The 24008-nt window shown below is 38.3% G+C and carries 14 protein-coding genes and 1 pseudogene; 8 read left to right on the top strand and 7 right to left on the bottom strand.

Annotation, left to right across the window (positions count from 1 at the left end):
• Nucleotides 1–224: 224 nt before the first annotated feature.
• Genes LZU85_RS12890 through LZU85_RS12880 form a run of 3 tightly spaced genes read left to right on the top strand, consistent with a single transcriptional unit; the run spans nucleotide 225 to nucleotide 5507 of the window.
• Nucleotides 225–1724, top strand: coding sequence for a site-specific integrase (locus LZU85_RS12890; RefSeq protein WP_206626799.1), 1500 nt, complete (start codon nucleotides 225–227; stop codon nucleotides 1722–1724).
• Nucleotides 1721–4735, top strand: coding sequence for a VPA1269 family protein (locus tag LZU85_RS12885; protein ID WP_237287224.1), 3015 nt, complete (start codon nucleotides 1721–1723; stop codon nucleotides 4733–4735). The genes LZU85_RS12890 and LZU85_RS12885 overlap by 4 nt, the downstream gene beginning before the upstream one ends.
• Nucleotides 4736–4760: 25 nt before the next feature.
• Entirely contained in the window at nucleotides 4761–5507 is a 747-nt protein-coding gene (locus LZU85_RS12880; protein WP_206626798.1) for a hypothetical protein, read from the top strand.
• Nucleotides 5508–5844: 337 nt separating this feature from the next.
• Here LZU85_RS12880 and LZU85_RS12875 read toward each other — a convergent pair whose 3' ends face one another.
• From LZU85_RS12875 to LZU85_RS12860, 4 genes are all read right to left on the bottom strand, one after another.
• Nucleotides 5845–7548 carry a hypothetical protein gene (locus LZU85_RS12875; protein WP_039451841.1) on the bottom strand — a complete coding sequence of 568 codons (1704 nt, stop codon included), beginning with the start codon at nucleotides 7546–7548 and terminating at the stop codon, nucleotides 5845–5847.
• Entirely contained in the window at nucleotides 7532–9265 is a 1734-nt protein-coding gene (locus LZU85_RS12870) for a hypothetical protein (RefSeq protein WP_237287223.1), read from the bottom strand. Before LZU85_RS12870 ends, LZU85_RS12875 begins: the two co-directional genes overlap by 17 nt.
• A gap of 363 nt (nucleotides 9266–9628) precedes the next feature.
• Nucleotides 9629–11296, bottom strand: a complete 1668-nt coding sequence (locus LZU85_RS12865; protein ID WP_113624449.1) for a P-loop ATPase, Sll1717 family — start codon at nucleotides 11294–11296, stop codon at nucleotides 9629–9631.
• Between the two features lie 440 nt (nucleotides 11297–11736).
• Nucleotides 11737–11946, bottom strand: coding sequence for a helix-turn-helix domain-containing protein (locus LZU85_RS12860; RefSeq protein WP_013857579.1), 210 nt, complete (start codon nucleotides 11944–11946; stop codon nucleotides 11737–11739).
• 99 nt (nucleotides 11947–12045) lie between these two features.
• Between LZU85_RS12860 and LZU85_RS12855 the strand changes: the two genes are divergently transcribed.
• The 3 genes from LZU85_RS12855 to LZU85_RS12845 are packed head-to-tail and all read left to right on the top strand — an operon-like array spanning nucleotide 12046 to nucleotide 14161.
• Nucleotides 12046–12591, top strand: a complete 546-nt coding sequence (locus LZU85_RS12855) for a hypothetical protein (RefSeq protein ID WP_149144925.1) — start codon at nucleotides 12046–12048, stop codon at nucleotides 12589–12591.
• Nucleotide 12592: 1 nt separating this feature from the next.
• Nucleotides 12593–13897, top strand: coding sequence for a HipA domain-containing protein (locus LZU85_RS12850; RefSeq protein ID WP_237287222.1), 1305 nt, complete (start codon nucleotides 12593–12595; stop codon nucleotides 13895–13897).
• Nucleotides 13898–13957: 60 nt separating this feature from the next.
• On the top strand, nucleotides 13958–14161 hold the full coding sequence (locus LZU85_RS12845) for a hypothetical protein (RefSeq protein ID WP_148514062.1): 204 nt from the start codon (nucleotides 13958–13960) through the stop codon (nucleotides 14159–14161).
• Between the two features lie 63 nt (nucleotides 14162–14224).
• On the opposite strand, the pseudogene LZU85_RS12840 reads toward LZU85_RS12845, so the two are convergent.
• Nucleotides 14225–15144, bottom strand: a pseudogene (locus LZU85_RS12840) (IS5 family transposase).
• Between the two features lie 371 nt (nucleotides 15145–15515).
• On the opposite strand from LZU85_RS12840, the gene LZU85_RS12835 reads away from it, so the two are divergent.
• Nucleotides 15516–19112: a restriction endonuclease gene (locus tag LZU85_RS12835; protein WP_237287221.1), complete on the top strand. Its 3597-nt coding sequence runs from the start codon at nucleotides 15516–15518 to the stop codon at nucleotides 19110–19112.
• 338 nt (nucleotides 19113–19450) lie between these two features.
• Here LZU85_RS12835 and LZU85_RS12830 read toward each other — a convergent pair whose 3' ends face one another.
• Together LZU85_RS12830 and LZU85_RS12825 are read right to left on the bottom strand one after the other, a co-directional pair.
• Nucleotides 19451–20995, bottom strand: a complete 1545-nt coding sequence (locus LZU85_RS12830; RefSeq protein WP_237287220.1) for a hypothetical protein — start codon at nucleotides 20993–20995, stop codon at nucleotides 19451–19453.
• A gap of 1 nt (nucleotide 20996) precedes the next feature.
• Nucleotides 20997–22034 (bottom strand): nucleoid-associated protein, encoded by a 1038-nt coding sequence (locus tag LZU85_RS12825; protein ID WP_237287219.1) that lies wholly within the window; start codon nucleotides 22032–22034, stop codon nucleotides 20997–20999.
• A 489-nt stretch (nucleotides 22035–22523) separates the two neighbouring features.
• Between LZU85_RS12825 and LZU85_RS12820 the strand changes: the two genes are divergently transcribed.
• The gene (locus LZU85_RS12820) at nucleotides 22524–23792 is read left to right on the top strand and encodes a hypothetical protein (protein WP_237287218.1); all 1269 of its coding nucleotides are present in this window, start codon (nucleotides 22524–22526) and stop codon (nucleotides 23790–23792) included.
• Nucleotides 23793–24008: the final 216 nt, after the last annotated feature.

Here is a 24008-nt window from a genome sequence, read left to right as displayed (position 1 = left end):
GGCACGCCCTGTAGGATTCGAACCTACGACCACATCCTTAGAAGGGACGTGCTCTTTTAACCCCCTAAATAAGAGTTACCACATATTACTACTAATGCTTAAATTTTGTCTAGTTTTATTCAAATTGTCATATTTTGTAGCTCTTACTTTTACCACCTCCAACTTGCGTAACCCCTAGCTAACAATTACCATTAAATCATAACACATGGAAGTATAGGTCAACTATGAACGAATTTGCTCCAATAGGCAGGTATCATTTCATCGTAAAGCAAAAAGTAGGGACAGTGCCTGCGACCGCATTCCCAGTGCTATATCTCGAATCTAATGATGGTTTTACAGTTATGTGGTCACTGGTTCACTACTTCCTTGCTCACACATCAAGAAGTGATACTTGGATGCGTGATACAGCTCGTGCAGTTGGGCTATTTTATGATTATTGTACTGCTTGCAACATCACCAGTGTTAATCAACGTACACAACTCCGTAAATTCATGTTTAGCCTCGAAAACGGCACAATAGATACTAATGAGAAAGATCCTACAGGCTTGTACTGGTCACCAACAGGCTTAACTAAAGCAAAAAGATTAATAGGATCTCTTTCAAAATTCATTTACTGGGTGAATCAGGAAGAATCACGGTCTAATGGTTCCACAACATTCGTAGCACCTACAAAAAATAGTGAAAAATTGACCTTATCTTTATTGAAAACGGCTAAAAAGGTTATTAGCAATAGTTTTATGGAACACGCCAAAGACCCAACGTTAATAGCAGAGAAACTCCTATTGGCTCGTGAGACTTTTGGCTATGAATTTGAAGATGATCCAAAGGCTTATATAAATGCACAACGTGAAGTTAAGAGCTTTCCTCATGAATTGATAGCTCCACTTTTCGAATATGGATTCGTAAAAAACCCTCTAGCAACAAAACCGTTTGAACGTGAAGATATCACAGCAAAAATGATCACTTTATTGCTACTATTTGGCGGACTTAGAAAAAGTGAGCCATTTCACCTTTGGTATAACGATGTCACCCCACTACTAGAGTTCAAGTGTCAAGTAACGCTGTATCACCCTAGCGTGGCAAAAACAAACTTAATCGGTGAAAAAGATAAGACTAGAAAACACTATCTCAAAGAGCGGGGACTACTCCCTCGGCATGACAAGGCAAACCCAAAGTCACTTAAGGCTGGCTGGAAAAAACTTGCCGTAGATAAAACCTCTTATCATGCCGACGTACACTGGCTACATAGTTCAGCAGAAGCTATTTTCTCATCTCTTTATCCGCATTATCTAGCCTATAGAAGTAAACTCATGGAGACCTATGAAGAGCTTCATGGGCATGACCACCCATTCTTGTTTGTATCTATAGGTGAAGACAGAAATACTGGAGAGAGTTACGTCGGTGCTCCTTATTCAATCAGTCAATTTATGAAAAGCTATAATAAAGCGTTAGATAGGCTTGAACTGCATCTTGGATTCAAAATCCACCGAGGTAGAGAAGCTGCTACAAACCCGCATAGTCATCGACATTGCTATGTGGAAGCACTCAAAGAAATGGGAGTAAACCCCAAGATTATACAGAAATGTCTGCACCAACGGACCATTACGGCACAGGAAGCATACCAAGGGATTTCATATCAGAAAATCCAAGAAACATTATCCAAATATTCTCCTAGCCTTCCAAAAGACCTTTCCCTACAAGACACGAGTTACCTACACATATGATGACATCCGATAACCCTCATAACCTTAAAGGTATCCAATTCAGCGCCTCTGTTACTGATGAAGAACTCGCCAAAATCAGTGAGATGTTTACCTCTCCACAAAGCTTTGTCAGCTTAGCATCGCAAAGAGCATACCAGTCTGGAATGAATACATTAGAACAACTGATAGATAATGGTGACATCACAATCAATAGCTTGTTTTTCTACCAAAAATTTGGGACAGAAAAGCGTTTCAATGCACCTGAGTTAGCAAAAAGACAGGCATCTAACTTATACAAAGAGCTATCAGTACTTGCAGACAAACTGCTCCTTAACGCCAAAGTAAAAACCGAAGATGGTCGAAGATCTGCTGAAAAACGATTTGAACAATGCGTTGAGATTTTTCAATATGCAACAAAGGTTAGAACTCTCTCTGATATAACTCTCGATAAATTTAAGGAATTTATTCGCCCCCTTAGAACAGAGAAAGATAGATGGCACCACGATACAACGCCACATCATCATAAAGCACTAAGAGGGTTTGCTCTCTGCCTTGATCATCATTTCAACAGTGCCGATTTCGTAAAGTGTACTGAAGTCCAACGAAGTGATACCAGAAACAAAACCAAGGATCTGTTCGCACAGCCAGAAAAGCACATGAAAAAGTGGGTTAGCTCTTGGTTCGAATTCTTAGACGCAAAAAAAGCATTTTCAACGAAAGCATTCAAAGATGCGGCTGCGAAATTCCGAGATTTCCTTGAAGAAACATATGCATCAAACAGCTCTCCATTTCCTAACGAGCCAAGTCTATACTTTTCTAAATATCGCGGAGAAGAGTTCTACGAATGGTTAAATGAACAACAAGAGAGTAATGGACTCAGCAATAAAGTATTGATTAAAACACTCACTGCCATCAATACTTACAGCAATTGGTTTATAGCCAAATATATGTCTGATGTAGATGAGAATGGTGAACTAACAACCCTTGCCTATCCTCTCATGCCGAACCACAGAATTGATCAAATCATACAACAACATGGAGGAGAAGATAATGGTGAAATATATCCAAGCGAATCACCCAAACCCTGTCCCCCGCTTTGGATGGTTCTAAGCCTTAAAGAAATATTGACTGAGAATGATTATGCCTGGGCAAAGTCTTTAACCTCCCAGTATAACGAAAGCATTCTTGATGAAAATGGCCGCCCTGTCTGGATACCTGTAATCACGTATTTGTATCTTGTTATGCTTGAAATACCCATCCGTAAAATTCAAGTCTTACGCCTTGACTCAGGTGAAGGAGACATCTGGAGATACGATGCTCAAGCAGACATGTGGGTAAAAAACGATCATCAATTAGCAAACTACTGGAAGAATACTGGTGCAAAAGTCCAAAATAGAGGCGTTTTTAGGCGAAAATTCTTTAATGGCGTTTTAAATCCGCAATTTGTTTTATATATCAACTCAAATAAAATTTCTGATAAAAAAGTTGGCTTTAACGAGTTTTCGGGTTACGAAATACCTTGGAAAAACCCCAATGTAATCAAATATCTAGATGAATTAAGGGTGTGGCAGGAAAAGTACAATCCAGCAGTAGCTCCAGTGAAGTTCAAAGATATTCCGACATCCATTTTTGAAGGTGAACCTACAAAACAAGTTATTGATTCGATTCCTGATCGCTTCTATTTGTTTCGTTCAGCTAAAGAAGTCAAGAACGGAAATCGTCAGATGCCACCATCAAATCGTATGTTGCATGAGTTCTGGGTCAAATTAATGGATGAACTAGAGAAGCGACTACATGATGAAGGTATAGATTGCCAACTAATTCTAACTCGTAACAAAAATACAGGAGCACCCCAACAAGCACTTTACAATCCTCATGGGTTGCGGCTTGCGGGATTAACTTCCCTTGCTCAGCAAGGTGTCCCTATCGAAGTTTTGAGTAAAATTGTGGCAGGACACAAAAGTATCCTGATGACAATTCACTATTTGAAATATCATCCAAGCCATATTAGCGAATTACTTAGTGAAGCTAGTCGAGATTTAGAGCTTAAATATCAAAAGAGCTTTCAGAGCTGGCTCAAAGAAGCAGCATGGGATCAAGTTGCCAAATACGCAGCTTATAACTCCGAAGATGCAATTGAGGGGGTTATGTCTGATGTTTCTCGTTGTACCTCCTCCTTGTGGAACACAACCACTTTAGGATTGTGCCCATACAATGGAACCAGATGTCACGACGGTGGTATTTGTGTTCGCAAGAATGGCAAGGGTAGAAACATTTACTTACCCGTTGAGGAAAAAAACTGCGTGATATGCAGACACTTCATTACAGGGCTTCCTTGGTTAACTGAACTTTGGGTGCATGGAAATGCGCTTCTACTCAAATCCGAAAAAACCTCAAAAGAGTTAAGCGAGAGTTTAGAAGATATCAAAACACTAAAAGTCAAACGCAAAGATCTTCAAAAGAATGGCGGAGAAGTACCACCACAACTTGTAACAAAGATTAAAAAAGCTGAAACCCTTCACGAAAAGAAATCAGTCGAACTAGACAAAGTTTTTCAAGAGTTGCATGCGACTCACAACCTAATTGAGAAGATAAAACATCTACCTAAACATCCTATTATTGATGAACAAAATGACCATCAGGACAACCTTCCTGCATTATTAATACGTAGTGATTCAGAATTCGAGTTTGACTACAAAGAATCACCAAATAACTTCCAAAACTTGGATTTTGTTATTCAAGCTAGTCGTTTCTATCAGTATGAAAGAAATGAAGATTTTGAACGGGAACGTGATCAGTTTATCGACACAATTTTGCTGAGAAATGAACTAAAACCATTGATGTTAATGAATTTAACACCCGAGGAAAAGAGGCAGGCTGCTGACGCATTTGCAAAATTTCTGGTGACAAAAGTTGATGCCGAGACACTTCAACTTCTAAAAGATGGTCGCGTTTACCTGAATGAACTAGGGCTTGAGCAAGAATTACTTAAGTCTATACCAATTAATATTCTACAAAAACCTACTACATAAGTAGTGGAACATTAGAGTTAAGCATATGAAAGAAGTAGATATTTTTTCAAAACCTGATATCCAAAAGCTCTACGATGAACTTTACGAAGATGCAACAAAAGCTAACGTTAAAGCAACTTTGAGTGCCATAAACAAAGCTTGTGAAAAAATGGTAGATGTTAACGCTACCCCATCCGTCCCAGCAATAGTAAAAGCACTCGCCAGTCAAGGAATGCTTGTTTCGGAGCGTACTATTTACAACAGAAGGGAGGGTAAGAATCCATATCCAATTCTAATTGATTGTTGGATTAAGGTAGCGCAGAGTAAACAACTTGGCATTTCAGCATTGGTTGAGGCAACCACACAAAACAACTCTGATACGGTTATTTCCTCTTACCAATCAAACTCCTTAATTACTGAAGAAGACTTGATGAAGATTACCGATCCTGTGCTACGGTATAAAATATCGGTTCTTTACGGTCAGATGACTTCGCTAACAAAGCAAAATCTAGCATTACGCGGACTCCGCGATTTGCCCGCAGTGTATCCCGAATATCATTCGAAGCCATCAACGACTAATAGTGATGTCAATCCAAGCCTGCCAACAGCTCAACTAGATAGTTTGGATGTAGAGATTCTAAGAAACTTCTTAAATGGTCAGAATAAACAACTATACTTCGATGATGAAGGAGTTCTATACGCTGCCAGACCAATAAAAACACATACGCCTATATCTGATCCTGGTTTCAAAGAAGTAATAGAGAAAATTCTACCTCAGAAATTACTCCTGTAATTCCTATCTTATTGAAGCGATAGTATTGGAAAGTAATGTAATAGCTGAAAGTGGCAATAACAATCGTCTGAGTGAGTCCATGTTGGATAAGAATGTAGAAAACTGAATGAGCGCATACTTTGCTTGTAGTAGCTCATACTCGAACTTACATACTCGCTGGTAACTCACGACTAGATTGTACAGTCGCCTTCTTGTATCGTAACTCACAAATGGACATAAACGTGTTATATATTTCACTAAATTAGCCAAACTTGAATTAATTGAGATAAAGCTATCTCAATTAATTATGGCATTTCAGTTTCCATAAAAAGGATCTGAAAATCTCAAACTTTGCTATTCACTCAGATGCAGTGAACCAGTCCTCAAGATAATGGAAAGGAACTGGATATCGGTAGCAGCGGCAAGCTGTTAGTACTAACGGAGCCTTTCCTTCAGTTACAGCTGACATTTTCTTGAATGAATCTGCCTCGCTACATTCTTGTTTTATATGCTCTAGCGCTGAACTACTATTCATAGGAAAGTCAGTTGATGCAGAGCCATGCGTATCAGAGTTAGAGTACATAGCGTCCTCACTATGTTGGTTTGGATACCAATATTGTAACGTGCTATGTGCCAGTTTTTCTGTGGCAAACTTTTCCAAATCTTGGCTTACTGAATCTAGTTTATACAGAGAGCAAAAAACCGTTAACAGCGGGTACAAAACACTAGCCTCCGTAACTTTATTTTTATAGTTACTGTCGGCTTTATCTTTATTTCGATGTTCAAGCAGCTTTTCGTAAGAGTTGTGAACGATTGGATACATGCCATTACTTTCAAAACAGAATATGCACCTATTGACTATTTCCGAGAGCCAACTTCGTACAAAATCATCAAGTTCTGAATTATTTGAAAGCAAAGTTAAAGCGAGACCAAGATCAATTGCTTGTGAGTCTTTGTAAGGCGATAGCAACATTGGATTATTAACGACCAATAGGTTAATTGACCTCGTTATTTCTCTGAGGCGAAGCCGTAATTTTTCCTGTTCTTCGCTTTCTCCAGCTATAGGTGGAGTTTCCACGTAATTCTTGGACAGTGAGTCTAAAATCCAGTGCCCTTTAACCGCTAAACGTCCTAAAACATCAAATAGCTTAATATTTACATCAATAGAACTTGGCGAATGAACAGCATGAGAGAGAGCGTATTTAAATTCAACATATGGAATTAAACATCGATCTACATAACAATCAGTAATCTGTTGATATGTATCTAAAATGCTATCAAACGATTTCGAGGACTTGTTCCTTCCTGTGTAGTGATCTTTGACCTTATTCCAAGCCAACAGCAATGCTAGCTCCGACGAAAGATATGCTGATTCTAGATTCCCTCCATCACGACACCATGAGTACAGAACCCATAAACAAACGTTTACCCGTGTTATGGCCGATGCAACAGAATCGGAATCAGTGGCATTTGACAGAACTTCATCAACTAATTGTGAAAAATGCTTATTTGAACTCTCGGGTTCTTCGAGTAAAGCCAAGGATTTTCTTAACAAAGCCTGACAGGAGCTAGGCAACAACTTCTCCTTCAGCAAGTACTTTTGAATGAACTCTGAGAGTTTATCTCCATTCCACTCCTCAAAAGAAATATTGTCTCGTGTATTTCGTTTCTCATACCCAGAGACTTCCTGCCTAATACCAGAGTTAACATCCCCGCCAAAACATAAACAGATGACTATTTTTTTATCCCGATGTTCAGGAGGCAGGCGACTAGGGATAAATGAGTCTTGAATCTCATCTAACGAGGGTCTAAGAGCTTGATCTGTATTCCCATTCCAAGTATCACGAGTAAGGTTTCCAGACTTAACAGAGAACAAATAAACTTTTTCTTCCTCCGCCTTAACATGTCCAACTGCTGCTATATCAACGCCGTATTCTTTAACCCCACGAGTCGGTGAAATGAACACATTCATTCCCATGCTACTCAATAAATCGGGTAACACAGCATCTAATTCCTTACGCTCTTTCAGAGAAGCTAAGTATTGCTTAAGAATTAATTTCATTTTTCATTCTCTCACAACGGTAAAGTCGTAACATATAATCTAGTGACTCTGGATCTAGGACGTCTAAACTAGGCATTTCAGTAGAATGAGAAAAAGACTGCATTTGCATCTCTTGCCGAATTGTCTCTCCGTCCCCCTTATGTACATAGTAAATTGAGCTATTACCATACAATAAAATCTGCTTTTTTGAGCACAGATGGTCAATAAGCGATCCTCTAGATGCTTTTTCGTAGGCTGTCTGCATATGCCTGTTGGATTCTTTCCAGTAAACATTTATATTTTCGCTGGGTGCCATTAGCTCCTTTAATTCAGATACTTTCTCAATATCAGAGTGGTAAGACTGTAGTCTACTGAGAAGATGTTCACATAGATGTGCTTGAAATCCTTTATCAATGCATGATTGGAAGAATCGCTTAAGCTGTCCAGGATAACTCAAAAGCAAGGGATAGTATAAAATCTGTTCAAAATCTTTACTTATAGCTGTCGAAGCAGTTTCGCAAATAGATAGAATGAAGCTTGCTGCTGATATAGGGCGCATAAAGAGCCAACCTACAGCCTTGTGACTCACAAATATCTGCTTCACTTCATCATCTAGCAATGCCATATCAGCCTTTAGTTCAATGTCCTTGCCCGTTACATCATGAAGTAAATCCAGAGCACCATGACAAAGTGATACTTCTCCAGATAGGAACCACCTTGTAATAATGTGGTTAAGTAAATCTCGATGTTTACGCAGTAACTCATTAGATAAATAGCCTAAATCCGTGATTTCCACACCTACAGCTAAGATTGATTCCAATAATTCGACTGCAACTGAAGTTGAACCGCTCTTAACCAATTTAACTAACACATAATTAATATTGCTGACGGTGCTATTATGCTCAGGTGAAACATTGAAAAGTTGTTTTACCAGAAGCTCAAGAACACTCTGCGGTAGGGCGACTCTTTGAAAGGCGACAATATCTGATATCTCATAGATAACCTCTGGAGAAGCTCCCTCAACAAACGTCAGTAGAATATCTTCAATCGGCTGCCAATAAGATGGGAATGTTTGTCCAAAACAAAGCATTGATTTCAGTATCGAAGCACAACAATCGCTGTCGCACTCATTTCTAGCACTGTTGTTAAGTATTCTCCAAATGACATTAGCCTGAGTTTCACCTACATCAAGCCTCCCCAAAGTAAAATATGCTTGTCTCCTGATCAGCTCATGTCTATCAGCAATCAAATTTTCTATCGTCTGGATAGCTTCGGTTACATGATTTGAGTCGTATGCGAGAATTGAACTGGATAGAAAAGGGGCATATGTACTAAGCTCACTTTGTGCCAAGATAAATCCAACACTATATCTAGGACGAGAGGCTTGCGCTCGACAGAAACGTTCAAAGGCTCCATATACGCCACTACTACCACCCTGCTGCGTAAGATGAACTAAGCAACGTAGAACATCGTCAACACTTGCATTTAGTAAAGGTAACGCGCTTTCAAAGGCATGCAAAGTTGTGAAAAATTCGTATCCGTTGGAGCTTTTATCAACTCCTCTTACTATCTCGACAAGATCAATCTCTCCTGAGTTATGTAGCTCAGACAGTGCCTCCTTTAAGATTTTCTCTTCAGTTCGTATTTCTTGGATATACAAATCATTAATCTGTGCCAGCAAACCATCTGCTGTTTCGCTTGCAGCTAGCAAACTAGCTTTTGTTTCTTCTAATGACATTTCATGCCCCTAACTAGACAGCCACTAAACACTTTGTTGGATAAAGAAAATTAGGTCAAATAAAGGTGTTATAATTGAGATTTAGAAGGTGCCTAAAACGTTTTGGGGCAAAGGTGAGTTTGCCGTGATCGGCGCAGACACCATTCTGGACATTTCCGTGTTACTATTTCTGGCGAATGTAGGACTCTCAGATAAATTTTGCTTGGGAAAAAAGAAAGACCTGACCCGAGTATTATTTTCCTTTATGTCGCTTTGGGGTAAAGTGCTTTTGACGTAATTGCGCACGCAAATCTCTGTACAACAGTGAGCTAGGGATATTATTCCAAAGCTGCTATTTCAGATTAGGAAAAGCATCTTAACACTCTAAGATACATCCTCGGTTTCTAGTGCTTCAAACCTTTCCGAACCAGTTACCTGTATATCTAAGGAACGGTAAAGCATTTTATGTACCTTGATTTGAGAAGCACGCCTCACTTCACCTCTGCTCACCGTACTTTGATCAAAGAAAGACCACATAAATGTACTGAGCGCACTGATCTTTATTCCAATGGCTCCAACACGATATAAGCAAATCAGGATTTTATTTAATATTTCTGTTTGCTTGACTTCTCCCGTTGTATCGAAATAATCCTTTACAGCGCAAACACATGGATCATCTGTTTTTTGCTCATATAAATCTGTAATTATATGTTCTAGACGTGATTCAGAGAGATCTGAGCGTTTGAAAGAGGTCTGTAACCCCCTTAGGATTTCAACAGTTTCGTCAAATGAGGGGTATACTTCTCCCCACTCTTCTTTTAGAGACTTAAGTCTTTTCTCGGAGTATTGAGCTTCTGCAGCATAAATTGATCTCCATGAGACTCGCTCACGTCCATATGCAACCTTGAAACACTCATTAACAAACTGAAGAATATCTCTGGGGCGAAAGAGAGTACGCTCCAGAATAAAATCAATAGCTAGTTGACCTCCTCCTTTAGTAGCTGAAGGGAATATGTCTTTGAATGTTACATCTTCCTTAGTGTATTGCCGTTTGAATACTTCTTTAACGCGCTTTTCTATCAAATCGGTTAACTCATCGCGTGTCCACTGTATCGGTAAAATATATGATTCATATTTTTCTTCTTGAAATCCAGCGCCCCGCGTTTTGTCGAAAACGAGATCTAATAAGTCCTTCCGCATAGCTGCAATAATCTTAATATTTTCAACTTTTCGGAAAGTTTTTATTTCCTCAATTAGTGCCCGTATGAACTTACATCTTGTAATTGTGTTAGCCCAGCTTTCATCCAATTGGTCAATAACGATATAAAACTTTTGTTGGGGGTCATGAAATGAGTGTTCCGCGATTAAATCTAGCATTTCGTTTAGTTTCTTAATTTGAAGACCGCTCACAACCTGGCTAGCTCTTTGTTTTATCTCTATTTTTTGTTCATCAGTTAGTTTTTCAGCACCACTAACACTGAAGGATAAACCTGTATATTTCGCGCCTAAGTTTGCTTTGGTATCATTTTCAAGCTTTTGAGTGATTACTTTTAAGTGCTCATCCGTGTCAAGCCAGAACCTATCCCCCCATTCTCTAAAGTATTCAATAGCTTTTTTCTTTACAGAATCTCTTCTGAAATAATCACTAATACTATCAAAGAAGTTTCGGTTGTCTGTTTCGTTCTTGATGTTATATCTGAGCTTAAGTAACTCAACTATAAGGATATGCCTCCATAGAAGGCGATAGAAGAGATCCAAATTAACGTCTAAAGTATCCAAGAATTGGATTATGTCTGAATGTTCCAGAAACCTTACTGATATGTCATTAGGATCGATTTGTTTTGACTTTTCGGCTAGTTGAGAAATCTTATAGATCAGAGCGCTTTTTCCTGCTCCAGTTCTACCTAATACGATTGATAGTGGGTCACCTACATCCATTAATTGACTAATGTAGCCTTTATCGATAAAGCATGTCTCAAGTAGACTGGTATCTGTCTCAGCATCTAGGTCACCAACTTTAAGATGATTTTTGATTACAATTGGGTTAGCCAAACGCGATTCCTTAGCTTCTAATAACTACATGTAGTTAAAAGCTATTACCTAAAGTCAGTGTGGTCAATTAAGCCTATTAAGAAATGAGATTCATAACCCATATCACTGTTCAACATCTCTACCTCAAATGTTAAAGAGAAGATAAATCACGAATAGACTATACTTATCTCACAACTTTGGCTGATCATTCACCAATCGGGAGTTAAATCGTGAAAGGACGCTCCTCCTGATGAACACTCGTTCATCCGTGTAAGGTGCGTTATGTTATGAAACAGCGGAATTGGCTAATACGCTGTAGCCAAAAGGCAGAGAGTCGAAAAGAGATTGCCCCATGATCTTTCGTGGTCATTGAACTCTCTGCAACATAGCTGTGAAAATCAGCCCCATCCCTCAAATAAACTCCAATCGATTCAGCCCAAACTACATACAAACCTAATTCATTAAGGCAGAAGTTCCTTTACATCACAGCCCAAAGCGTCTGCAATCTGATACAACTTTTCAAGCGTGATATTGATTTTACCTCGTTCGATGCGGCTCATATAGCTTCTATCTATCTCAGCGACGAGGGCTAGCTTCTCTTGAGGTAAACCTTTGGATCTTCTCATTTGTACAATACGTTGGCCTACAGCTTCGGCAAGTTTCGTGTTCATGTTTTTTATTTATGAAATTAATTTCTAGAACAATGCACACTTGCGGACTATATGACCACGGATTATAATCCTCAAAATCAACACAATCGGTCATTTTTTATGCAAACAAAGGTAAGAATCCGAAAAGAGCTATTTCTCGCCATTTATTACAATGAGCACTTCTCTGCCAACGACCTAAAATCCGTTCCATTAGACAGTGATGAAAAAGAATACTTATCGGATGAATATGTCGAAAAAAAATTGAAGGAAATGTCATTGATCGGAGCAGTGCTCTCGTGCGGTTTCGATAAGCATGGTGATGAAGAATTTTCCAAAGGTTTTATGTTTAACCATATCGACTGGGAGGTCGTGGATTACGACAACTACAGTGAGGACTCCAACTGCCTTTCTTTTAAAAGAGAAAGTCTTTTGACGATTTTGCAAGATAGACAGTCAGAGCTGTCAGAATCCTATTCTCTTCATAAAAGGACATGGAAGCATTTCAATCGGTTGTGTGCTCAACACTCAGAACTTCGGCTGTGTTTAGACGAGTATATAACCGAGTATGACAATCGTAGATTGGATCTCAAAGCCGAAATACAGGCAGTAGAAAACGCAATTACCTTCTACAAAAACACAGCCCACCCAGTGGAAAGTGGGAGCTAATTTGTACAATCCTATACTTTACGCACATGCCACAAACAATATGCTCGTGGGGCAGTTTGTCCAACAGTCGAAGACCAACTTATCATTTTCATACTCTGATGAGTGGTTAGCATATGATTCAGCTTTCCCTATTTCGTTAAGCCTACCGCTCGCAAGAGGAGAATGCTCAGAATTTAATGCACTGAATTTTATTCACAACCTGCTTCCTGACTTGAAAGAAGAACGATTAAGCCTTGCTCACTCGGTAGGTGTGCAATCCAACGATGCATTCAATTTACTCTCCAAGATCGGTCATGATTGTACGGGCGGCATTTCATTTACTGAGAGCAGACAGGCACCAAACATAGGATGGGAATATCGAGAGATCTCGGCAAGTGAATTAAATGAACTCGTTACTCAGCGTAAGTCATTTCTTCCATTTTTTGGGGAATATCGACCTTGTATTTCAGGCACTCAGCGAAAAACAACGCTAACTAGGTTGAACGGTAAATGGTACGTACCTCAAGGGAAATCAATCAGTAGCCACATTATCAAATATCCGATGGATGCGATTGTGCAAAGCAACTCAGTACTAGATATGAGCAGCAGTGTTGAGAATGAATTCATCTGCAATCGAATTGCTAAGGAGCTTGGTTTCAATGTTCCCGATATAGAGATAATAAGGGTAGAATCAGGAGCAAAAGCCCTTGTTGTGGAACGGTTCGACCGATGTTTTGTTGACGGAGTTGTGTCTCGTAGGCACCAAGAAGATTTCTGTCAGATCTTTGGTGTCCCTGAACATCAAAAATATCAATCTGAGAACAACCTCGGAGTCTCCAAAATTATTGATGTTTTGAGTCTCTCAGCAGAAAGAAAGGCGAACAATCATGACTTTTTTAAGTTCATGGTTTTGCAGTGTCTTCTTGGTGCCACAGACGGTCATCTCAAGAACTTTTCCGTGCATATTGCTCCTGGCGGACACTATCAGCTCGCTCCGTTCTACGATTTGCTATCAGCTTATCCTGCCGTCGGTGTCACTGGGTTAAATAAGCGAAAGTTAAAGCTAGCTATGGGACTGAAAGCATCACGGGGATACAAATACCATATCAACAAAATTTGTTTACGCCATATAGAGCAGACAGCTGCTCAGTTCGGTATCAGCAATGCGAACTGCCATGAAATCATCTCTGCCTTTCTCGCTCAATTTAGTAGCGCACTTAGCTCTATAGACAATCGATTTCCTGAAAAGGAGTTTTCGCTAGTAAAGGACGCAATATTTCGACATGCCACTAAGATCGTCGAAAAGTTAAACAGATCAATTAAGTAAACATCTCGGGTAACAATTATTGCCCATTTTGTAAACATACTCGTTAGCAGTGAGGGAAAGATGGCAGAAACCACAACCAATGGAAGTAACACGACTCTTGATTTGAAGCAGTCTTTCGCTCTGCTAAGTGTCGATAAGAACGGTATCGTAACGATGAAGTTTGGTGATGAAGTAATGGTTTTTATGAACGACAAATGCCCAGCAATTGCTACAGATTTATTAAAAGTGATTGCGTCAATAAAAAACGGGAGTAGCCATCAATGAAACGTGAAAAGGCTTTGTTGCGTAATTCGGACAGGAAACCAAACCGCCTGAATTGAGTGATTCCTATACAACATACTGAGTTTCAGGCATACCTAGCCCTGTAAGCTTGTTCAGCGCTTTGATCATAGCGTAAGTCTCACCAACTTGAGCGTTGTAGTCCCTCAGGCTTAATTTCCCACCTAACAACTGTTTTACCCGATACATTGCTGTCTCTGAGAGCGAGCGCTTATGATAACCATACCGCTTTTTCCATTTCTTGTTAGAGCCGTAGAGCTTTTGGCAACCCACTGCTAAGTTGCGAGGATGTCCTCGCTCCCAGAAGGCTGCCCCTTCTCGTGGCGGAATGAGCGGAACAGCTCGCTTGAGCCGTATGGCATCATGGCAATTCCTTGTGTCATAAGCACCATCGCCTGATATCTCAATGATTTTACGACGTGTCTGCTTAAGCAAGTTGGGAAGTACTTCGGCATCGGTTACGTTAGATAAGCTCAGCTCTGCTGCGACTATTTCGTGGGTGCTAGTATCTACTGCGATATGCAGCTTACGCCAAACCCTACGCTTCCCGTCAGTACCATGCTTCTTGACCTTCCATTCGCCTTCGCCATAAACCTTGAGGCCAGTGGCATCAATGGCTAGGTGTTGTATCGCACCTCTGGTTTTAGTTTTAAATGAAACCTCAACTTCCTTAGCTCGACGGCTTATACAGGTGTAGTGGGGACAAACTAGCGGGATGTTAGCCAGCTTAAATACCGAGTCTAGAAATCCTTGCAGTGCTCTCAACGGCATAGAGAACATGCGTTTCACCATCAGTGCAGTAGTAATGGCTAAGTCGCTGAATTGGCGAGGTCTGCCGCGCTGCCTTGTTTGTTTTGCTTCCACTCGGCTATCGCTTCCTCATCAATCCAAAAGGTCAGAGAACCACGGTTGATTAAGGCTTTATTGTACTGCTTCCAGTTAGTTGTTTTGTAACGAGGTTTAGGCATGAGGCTACGACGATTGATGGGTGTAGCCAGATCAGATCGTAGCTTCTTGATTTAGTTCCATCGATTTAAGCAACAAAGCCTTAGTGTATTTACGTAATTTAGCAATCTACGAATAACTACAAATAATGCTACGCTGTTTTAGGATCCACGACGCAGTAACTCCAATTATGAGTATCACTAGTTAAGGAAGGTTTACATGCCCAACTCTAAGTCTATGGCAGCGTCTATTGAAATTTACTGATAGATATGAAGTTTTCTGATGAGATTGAGACTAAAAAACGCGGTTTGAATCAACTTAATACCTTTGATGACAGTGTAATATCTAGAGCAAACTGAATCGATATTTCAAAGAAAAATACAATCTTAAGCTTATGACACAATTAAAGTTAGCTAGTAAACCACCAATTTATCAAGGTCACCCTATTCCACTTAAACAACTGTCATCTGACTCTTTCGAGGATTTTACGTATCAATGCTTGTCATTGCTAGGCCCCAAAAAAGGCTTTGAGATGCAAAGTGGGCCTCAACCTTCAGGCGATCAAGGTTTCGATTGTACAGCTAAGACTACAGATATAGGTGGAGTAGTATGTATTCAGTGTAAAAGATACACAACAACAACACTAAGTATAAACACTGTAGCAGAGGAATTGATTAAAGTCGGGCTAGATGGAAAAATAAATAAATCAACCATTAAGCAGCACTATATAATCACTTCGGGAACAGTTGCTGGAAACTTAAGACAGGCTCTCCGACAAGATAATTACTTAGAATTAAAAAAAGAGTGTGAAAAGCTCATAAAAAAAAGAAACTGTCATAAAAAACTATTAGAGACCGCAGAAGAGAGTGGCATTAAACCAATAGACACTGTTCTGAAATACATAGATTCTTTAGACAACCTAGTAATTTGGTCAGGCCTAGACTTTACAAACGAATTACTCATTATATGGACTGATTTAGATAATATTTTAGAAAAACACTTTTCACTTGAAAAGGTATTGAAAGATACACCAACACCTAACTTTGACATCAAAGAATATCTATCCAAGTTTTCAAAAGAAACTAGCAAACTAACAACTTTACACTATAGCCAATCAAAATTACCAAACAATTTAAAAAGTAATAAAGATTTGGACAATTACAAAAAAAGTCTATTTTCGATCGAAGATCTTGGATTACTACTCAAAAGTGGTAAGAATATTATATTATCTTCGCCAGGTGGCAGTGGTAAGTCTAGCACGTTATCACTACTTCATTACACATTAGTGAGCAATAAATCCGACATTGAATTCCTTCCTGTAAAGATAAGAATTAGAAGTTACTCTAGGAATAATTTAAATGAGATGATAAATCATGAGCTTGGCATTACCTATGGTTCATGGAAAAGCTTGCCATTTAAAATTATATTTCTTTTTGATGGGCTAGATGAAATGCTACAACATGATACTCAGGCATTTTACGATGATCTGTCATCAATCATTGAGAATAACAGTTATATCTTAACAACACGAAATACAGGTTTAACTGTCAGAACAACCTCAGATTTAATTGACACATGTTTTTCAATACAGCCACTGTCCTATAGAAGTGTACTAAACGTTTCTGCAAAAGTATTTACGCAAGAAAAACAGCTATCGTTTTGCAATGAATATAGGGAAAAAGTAGGGAAACTGGGTCATAACTATTTATCATCTCCCTTTGCTTTGTCTCTTTCTATTAGCTATTACGAAAAACATGGAACCTTACCAAATAGTTTGAGTGATGTGCTTGAAAATTGGATATCAAATAAAATTGAAGAAGACAAGAATAGAATAAAAAGCACTTCTTTGAAATTAAATGGGTTATCGACATCCAAAATTAAAGACGTATTCTCACTGATAACTTACAAAGCTAAATTTGAGAAAAAATTAATTTCAATACCAGAAGAGCAATTTTTCGATTTACTCGTTGAAACATACAATGAATTAGAAGAGCAACGTTCATATATTTCAATGTTATTAGATCTTTATGAGTTTATCGAAATGATAAAACAATATGAAATCTATATTAAAGGAGAAGATAGTCATTTCTCTACTCCACATGCAATAATATCAGACTATCTGGCTTCTAAAGTTCTTTCTAAGACTTGGACTTCATACAAAGAAACGGAATTCGACAGCTCTCAATACGATACTTGGTTACATACTAGTGATTATATTTGTGATGATGATAAAGAAGATTATTTAGAAACTGTTTTTTCATTTGATATTAGCCTCGGTGCTAGAGTAGCCAAAAAATTCCAAGGAAAATATATTAAATCAATACAAGATAGGATTCTTGAATTAGAAAAAAGTACTAAGGTTCTTACTAGGAGTGATGCAATTCATGCTTTAGGGATACTGGGTACGGAGGATTGTTATAATCGATTGAGATCCAAAGATGGTTGCCTTGATCACCATCATCAATCTCAAAGGCGTAGAGCACTTGCAGTGAATGGTGATAGGGATACTCTTGTTGACATTCTTGTTAAAAATGAGCAACAGGCACAATTTCCAATAAAAATCTCTGGAGGAGAATATGGTATTTGGTTCAGTTCTCTACCAACAAGTATTACTGATATTGCTAGGGAGCGTTTGGAACAATGGTTAAATAGCGAGAAAGTTCCTCTGTGCATGAGCTTAAGGACTCTTGCACTATTTGGTGATGACTATGATGTGAAAAGCATCACTTCTATACTAGAAGCAACTTCTCATAAACAAGAGTTCTATGATGCATCAGAAGCACTTTTTAGTATAAATAAAGATATACTAGTGAAAGTGCTAAAGAAAATAATAGATGATCAAAAAGGGAGTTCTTACTGGGCAAAGCAAGTACTAGTATCTATGGGTTTAGATTGTAATATAGATGATGAGTTTAACTATTTCATAGAACAAAGCAAGAACCCAGAGATTGAAATGGCTGAAAATTCAGAGTTAATGTATTTTTTAATGGATTTAGTCGAACTTATAAACAAAAATAGCATTGATGACGATAAGATCTCCATCCTCATAGAAACATATAATAATTTAAATTTCAGTAGTGATTTTTACTATACTAGGTTGATTTGGAATCTAGCACAAAGCGGAAAGCCAGGCTGTTTTTTACCCATTGTAAAGCAAGCTTATTTAAGAGGAATTCAGTCAGAGATTCATTTGGCAATCCATTACCTTTCAAGTTTAGAAGATTTGGAGTTAGATGAAGAACTTTCAACAATGATAGATGAACACTTCGAATCATTGAAAGAGGAAAGTATAGGGACATTTTACTATTATATTGATTTTTACTACAACCATAAATCTAAAGAAATAGCAATGACCTATTTCAATGAACTTCTAAAAAAAGAACTATCTAACCTATCTCCAACCACAATAAGTAGAGAAGATCATATAACCCTAACTTTAAAATACAATTTTGTTTTCCATTTTTTACACAAACATATTGATGATAATATTAAAATCGATGATGAATACGCTTTAAAGTTCCTTCTTATTGATACTAGTTGTTCAAGTGATATGGAAAGGAATGTAAAGTTAAAATTATTAAACTCTATAAACAAGAAAAAAATAGATAGTTTCTATAATGACATAGAAAGCCGTTATGTAAAGTTAAACGTAGCCAGCTATTTACTTTACAATGATTTATCTAGTGAACCAGAGTCATTAATCGAAGAATATATATTGTATTTTTTATCTCACCATATGTTCCACCCAACATTAGAGTCAATTTGCAAGAGATATTGGAACGACAATTTGGCCAGACTTTTCTTAACCAGTTTCGTTGAACTAAGCTGGAATGACGTTAATGCTCAAATGTTCGAAAAGCATACTAATTTCTTTTTAAATTTAATCACAAAAGAACAATTAGAAGCGTTCGAACAAGAAAGAGAAAAGCCAGTTAGCTACTTAGTAAAAAGGATCTACCAAATATGGCTAGAGAACCATAATATAAGTTAAATTAAAAACTATGGAAAAATAATATTTTAGTTGTACTGACTCATACACGTTCTGGCAGTTTTTATGGTATGGATTAGCTAGATCGTACTATCTGCACTTTAGCATCACCAAAGTTGCTTCTGGACCAAAATGCGTTAGTGATTTTACTAAATTAGCATTTAAAGTATTAATTGAAGTATTGCAATACCTCTAATTGAGTGACCATATTAATTATACCTCTGCAGATGAACTTCTATGATCGCCCATAAGCCCCCCCCCCCCACAAAGGCGGTGGTTTAGTGATGACAACAAAAGCTCCGAAAGGAGCTTTATTCTGAGGTTTTCGCTAACTCAACAAGTCACTTTTCGTGCGTAGAGTTAACATTGTCAGTACTTTTTCCCTGTTGTTCTGTACCAATGACTATAGTGTCTCTTGGCTTATTAAGTCGCTTGTCAGGTTTTGGCTTGTTTTCAGTATTAGTAAGAGCTTCGGTTGTCTTTTGTGTATCAGCAACGATGGAGTCCCAAAACGATAAAGGACTTTTTAGGCTGTACATTCCCCAAACAAAGAATAATAACACTAGTAGGACTATTGCTGTTGACACATAAACTCGTCGTTGTTTCGCTTTAGATTCAACCAGAGATAGTGAATTACATTCCCTTATTCCATTAAGCTCTCCATCACCTATATAGTAGATATATCTATCAACCATTTCATTCAACTGAGTTCGCGCCAGCTCAGCGTTTGACACTATTTCTTTGCGTATCCAATGAAGATTTAATAATCCTCCCAGAATGAAAATGGTAGATAAAGCGGCAATTTCAAAATTAAACACGTTCTCTACTTTTCCTTTATCTATACCTGTAAAAACAATAATCGTGAAAAAGTAAGAAAGTGTAAGTATTAGTACGTTTCTTGCCGAAGAAATACTGTCAGAAATCTTATCGCCAATTTTAGCTGTTGTTTCGTAAAGAAAGTCAGATAGTTTTGATGTTACTTCTACATATTGCTCAAAATTGTCAGTTATATAGACCTTATAGTTGGACTCCAATATATCAAACACATAGCGTTTGAACGAGTCCCGAATATATTGATGCTGCGCGATTACGTGATTTATAATGCTAACTCGCGTTGGATGTCGTTCGTCGCAGTAACCCCACAAGTACATGTCGTAAATCACTTGCCCATAGCTATGATAAAACTCAATTTCTTCGTTCGCTAAGTCTAGTGTTTTGTCTCCATCGAATACGAAACTTAGCCTATCTAATGCACATTTTCGACACAACACAGCAAGTGATGCCAAAGTTCGAAGCTTAAGTATGTAGTCAAATAACAAACTGTCACTGAAAAACTTGGTATTGAGGTCACTCAAATATTCTACGTAGCAACTTTCGATATCAATTACGTCATTTAGTGCACGTGTCTTGTTCGATAAGATATGGCTGTCACCACATGTGAACGAAATATCTGATATATCTTTGTCAAAATTTACGTGCCTGATACTGTCATACCTGTTCTTCAAAGTGGCTAGAATGAACTTAAATTGAAGCGACATTTTTTTCGACGCCAGATACGCTATGAAGTGTTCACTTGAGTAGATTTGCAAGACGCGATTTGGGTTATCTTTTGTTGCAACAAGCTTTACTGATACGTTGGATCTATCGGGTTCAATTTGAAAGATCTCCGTAGTGCACGCCTCGACATTCGCAAGTGAGTGAGCATCAAGGGTAAAAGAATCTTCTTCTTCGCCAACATGAAAGACTGTTACATTACAGTTGGCTGAGTGATTTTTTGCACCCAGCACAATATCGGAAAAGCTACTAAAGTGACGTACCCAATCTTGTTCATCTAATGTTAACGTACAAGAAAAAGTATTCTCATCTTCAAAATATTGAACGGGCATCTTAATCGAGTTCTTTTCTATTGAATCGTCCGCGCGGAGAGTTGTTTTCAATCATTATGTAGTCTTTATCATTATGAGTGACTTCATAGATGATATCGTTAGTACTGCCTTGAATAATCAGAGTAACTCCCGCATTCACGGTAATGGTCTCTTTGATCTTCTTCTTAATATACGTTTTGTCAATTTCAAATGAACCGTCAAACTCTCTCGTACTTTTCGCTTCACGTAGATTCGAAACTAAGTCTTCAACCGTAAATCCTTCGGTCAAAGGGGTGTATGCGTCAATAGTCTCATCGATGAACTCATCAAAATTGAAAACTTCCTTAGTGTTGAAGTAAGAATTGACACAGTCTTTTAAGCCAAAATAGTCGGCTTCAGATACTTTTTTTACTTTACTACGAAGCAAGCGACCAACTAAGTCAAAAACTTCCTTAGTATTGGTTTCGTTGTTGCGCTGCGGTGTAGCATCTAAGAAATCGGTATGCCAAAAAAACGAAATAGCACCATTTTTGTCCGTTAAGTATATCGCATCTTGAAAAGACTCATCCTGATTGATGTTCACCAAACAAGATTTCAAAATCGCTTTATCTTCAGGTAGGCCTGATTTAAGTTTGTATGTTTTCTCTTCAAAATACTTCTTAAGGTCAAGTTTCGTAAGCAGGTAGCAATGCCGTTGGTCTGTTTTTAGTTTCGCGATGATAAATGAACCATCCGATGTTTTGAAACGAGATTTCTCTTCTGCTTCATAAAGGTGATCGGCAATATTAGTTGAGTGTAAATCAGGATCACCCAAGAGCGAGCTAAGTTCTGACTCCACATAAGCTTCCTCATTAAAAGTGTAAGCTCGAGAAGAGTTGCTATTCATCGTCTCCTGAGAAAGTTTGATAAGAAACGATAGTAAGTCGGCGTTTTGAGATAAATCGATATCACTTTTTTTATAGCCAACCCCATGCTCCAAGTCGTATATACGCAACGTCTCAATTGGGTTTTCTTGGTGTGTTTCTGACTCGGTAGTTGATACCATAATATCTTCATTCATAAATCAATGCCCTAAAAATTTTTGTTAGAATTTAACAGAATGAGATATCTAAAACATCGTAAATTTGTGCACTCAGTGACATAGCTATTGTTTTTATATGGAGATCGTAAGATTCATCTAGACTTTCAACCTGTATTGCTTGACGGGATACTGTCTGCAAACGCTGACTAGATTCACAGCTGGCACTACTATCTAAATGGATAACTTTTAGTAGGGCAAATGAACTTCAACAAGAGTGTGAATGAGTGTTTAATCTAAAATCGGGGCAGTTCCGAGCTAGCCATAGGAACTAGCTCAATATTTGACAAAACCTTGTTACTATTTTTGGCGCGCGAGCTGTTTGTTTAGCTCTCTTCGGAGGGTATTTTAACTCGGCACAATTCTCAAAAACATTTCACATCGCACTTTTTCAAACAAACTAAAACACAGCTTGACACTGATAGAACAACTAGAAATATTTAGTTAAAACAAAAAAATTAAGAGATTGAGATGATGAACATTTGTACACGCTATGAATGTGACACCTGCGAAACTTTGATTGATTGCCGTATAGGCTTTTCCAACCGAAAAGTTCAACCACTCCAATTTGCGTGCCCCGAATGTGGGGAACGTATTAGCTTCACATTAGGCCTTAATGACCTTGAGGGAGCAACGGAAATAAAGGAGTTTAAAGCTCCTTTCACTGGAGAAAACGTCTTCGTTGACTTGCATCTTGATTTCCCAACCACGTTTGGTGAGTACAAACAAGGTGACACTACGTTTATGCGTGTGATTAGCGAAATTGGACAAGAGTCTTTTGCCGATCTATCTAGACGCTTGGAACTTCTAAACCAGCTAGGAGAACATCACCGAACACTAAAACGTCTAGTGTCCCAATACAAGAAAGGTAATATAAAAGGATTTGAAAAAGTCATTAAGAGCCTTGAGAAGTTAGAGTTCATAACGCTGAAATCACATAAACCTCAGGATGTAATTGCTGCTCTGTATTCGGCTACTTCAGTTATGTCTTCTCCATTGACCGTTTATGAGCATAGTCAAGAAATTAGTAAAGAAATGCCGAAAGTACTTCTAAGTCTTTACACTGAGCATCACAAGAACTTAAATGAGTTCTTTGATAGTTTACTAAGCACTGGCTTCTTGAAGAACGTTCACCATGAAACTTTGAGCTTGTACCCTAAGTTAATCAAGCTTGAAGTTCCTCTACGACCAGCTTTGTACTATGACTACAAAGCCGAAGAATTAGGCAATGTCCCTGCTAGGGTATCAACAACTAACTTCGAGTCTTGCAACAACGTCTATAAGGACTTAGCAGAGGTTTACTCTAGACAACTGATACTAGTAGCAGGGTTGAACAATCTAATCAAACGCGGTGACTTTAACAAGTTTTCAGAAAAAGTACTCTTGAATAAGAAAGATAAACCTATTAAGGATTTCACATCGCTTGATAGGTACGCAGATGTTGATTTAGGCAGGAAGCTCGCTGCACTAGATGATTGTTTCTTCAAACTTGACGAAGAAGCTATTGATAACCAGCTTAGAAATGGTATCGCACACTACAAGTATAGCTATGATGAAGCAACGCAAATCATTACATATAATTCTGCCAAGGAAGGACTTACTAGAGACAAAACCATAGAAGTTAGTCTTATGGAGTTCCTACGGAAGATGTTGCTTCTGTTCCGAGAAGTTCATTGTCTCAACCACATCATCAAAGCATTGCTTTTCCACAGCGTGTTGATTTTGAAGAAGCCCGTGTAACCATTCCTCATAGATGCGCTAAAAGCGCTTATTCACCTCTGTCAAGTTTATAGCATAACGAAGCACAAGCTATAACGTAATGTCTGCCTTAAAACCCACAAGGGGTAAAAGCGTGTTTTGGGAAATGTTACATTAGCACTTCAGGAACTAGTCGCAGTTTCTAAGGACGACACTAACTTAGTTGCACTCAAAACTAAATACAAAGGACGTAAACGT

It is taken from the genome of Vibrio floridensis (genome assembly GCF_021852965.1).
In the GTDB taxonomy this organism is placed as follows: Bacteria; Pseudomonadota; Gammaproteobacteria; order Enterobacterales; family Vibrionaceae; genus Vibrio; species Vibrio floridensis.
This window is presented reverse-complemented; position numbering and strand designations above follow the sequence as displayed.

Excerpts from the sequence above, each read along its gene's own strand:
- LZU85_RS12860 (WP_013857579.1), bottom strand. The coding sequence starts at position 11,946 with ATGAACACGAAACTTGCCGAAGCTGTAGGCCAACGTATTGTACAAATG.
- LZU85_RS12820 (WP_237287218.1), top strand. The coding sequence starts at position 22,524 with ATGATGAACATTTGTACACGCTATGAATGTGACACCTGCGAAACTTTG.
- LZU85_RS12885 (WP_237287224.1), top strand. The coding sequence starts at position 1,721 with ATGATGACATCCGATAACCCTCATAACCTTAAAGGTATCCAATTCAGC.
- LZU85_RS12890 (WP_206626799.1), top strand. The coding sequence starts at position 225 with ATGAACGAATTTGCTCCAATAGGCAGGTATCATTTCATCGTAAAGCAA.
- LZU85_RS12870 (WP_237287223.1), bottom strand. The coding sequence starts at position 9,265 with ATGTCATTAGAAGAAACAAAAGCTAGTTTGCTAGCTGCAAGCGAAACA.
- LZU85_RS12880 (WP_206626798.1), top strand. The coding sequence starts at position 4,761 with ATGAAAGAAGTAGATATTTTTTCAAAACCTGATATCCAAAAGCTCTAC.
- LZU85_RS12830 (WP_237287220.1), bottom strand. The coding sequence starts at position 20,995 with ATGCCCGTTCAATATTTTGAAGATGAGAATACTTTTTCTTGTACGTTA.
- LZU85_RS12835 (WP_237287221.1), top strand. The coding sequence starts at position 15,516 with ATGACACAATTAAAGTTAGCTAGTAAACCACCAATTTATCAAGGTCAC.
- LZU85_RS12855 (WP_149144925.1), top strand. The coding sequence starts at position 12,046 with ATGCAAACAAAGGTAAGAATCCGAAAAGAGCTATTTCTCGCCATTTAT.
- LZU85_RS12825 (WP_237287219.1), bottom strand. The coding sequence starts at position 22,034 with ATGAATGAAGATATTATGGTATCAACTACCGAGTCAGAAACACACCAA.
- LZU85_RS12875 (WP_039451841.1), bottom strand. The coding sequence starts at position 7,548 with ATGAAATTAATTCTTAAGCAATACTTAGCTTCTCTGAAAGAGCGTAAG.
- LZU85_RS12845 (WP_148514062.1), top strand. The coding sequence starts at position 13,958 with ATGGCAGAAACCACAACCAATGGAAGTAACACGACTCTTGATTTGAAG.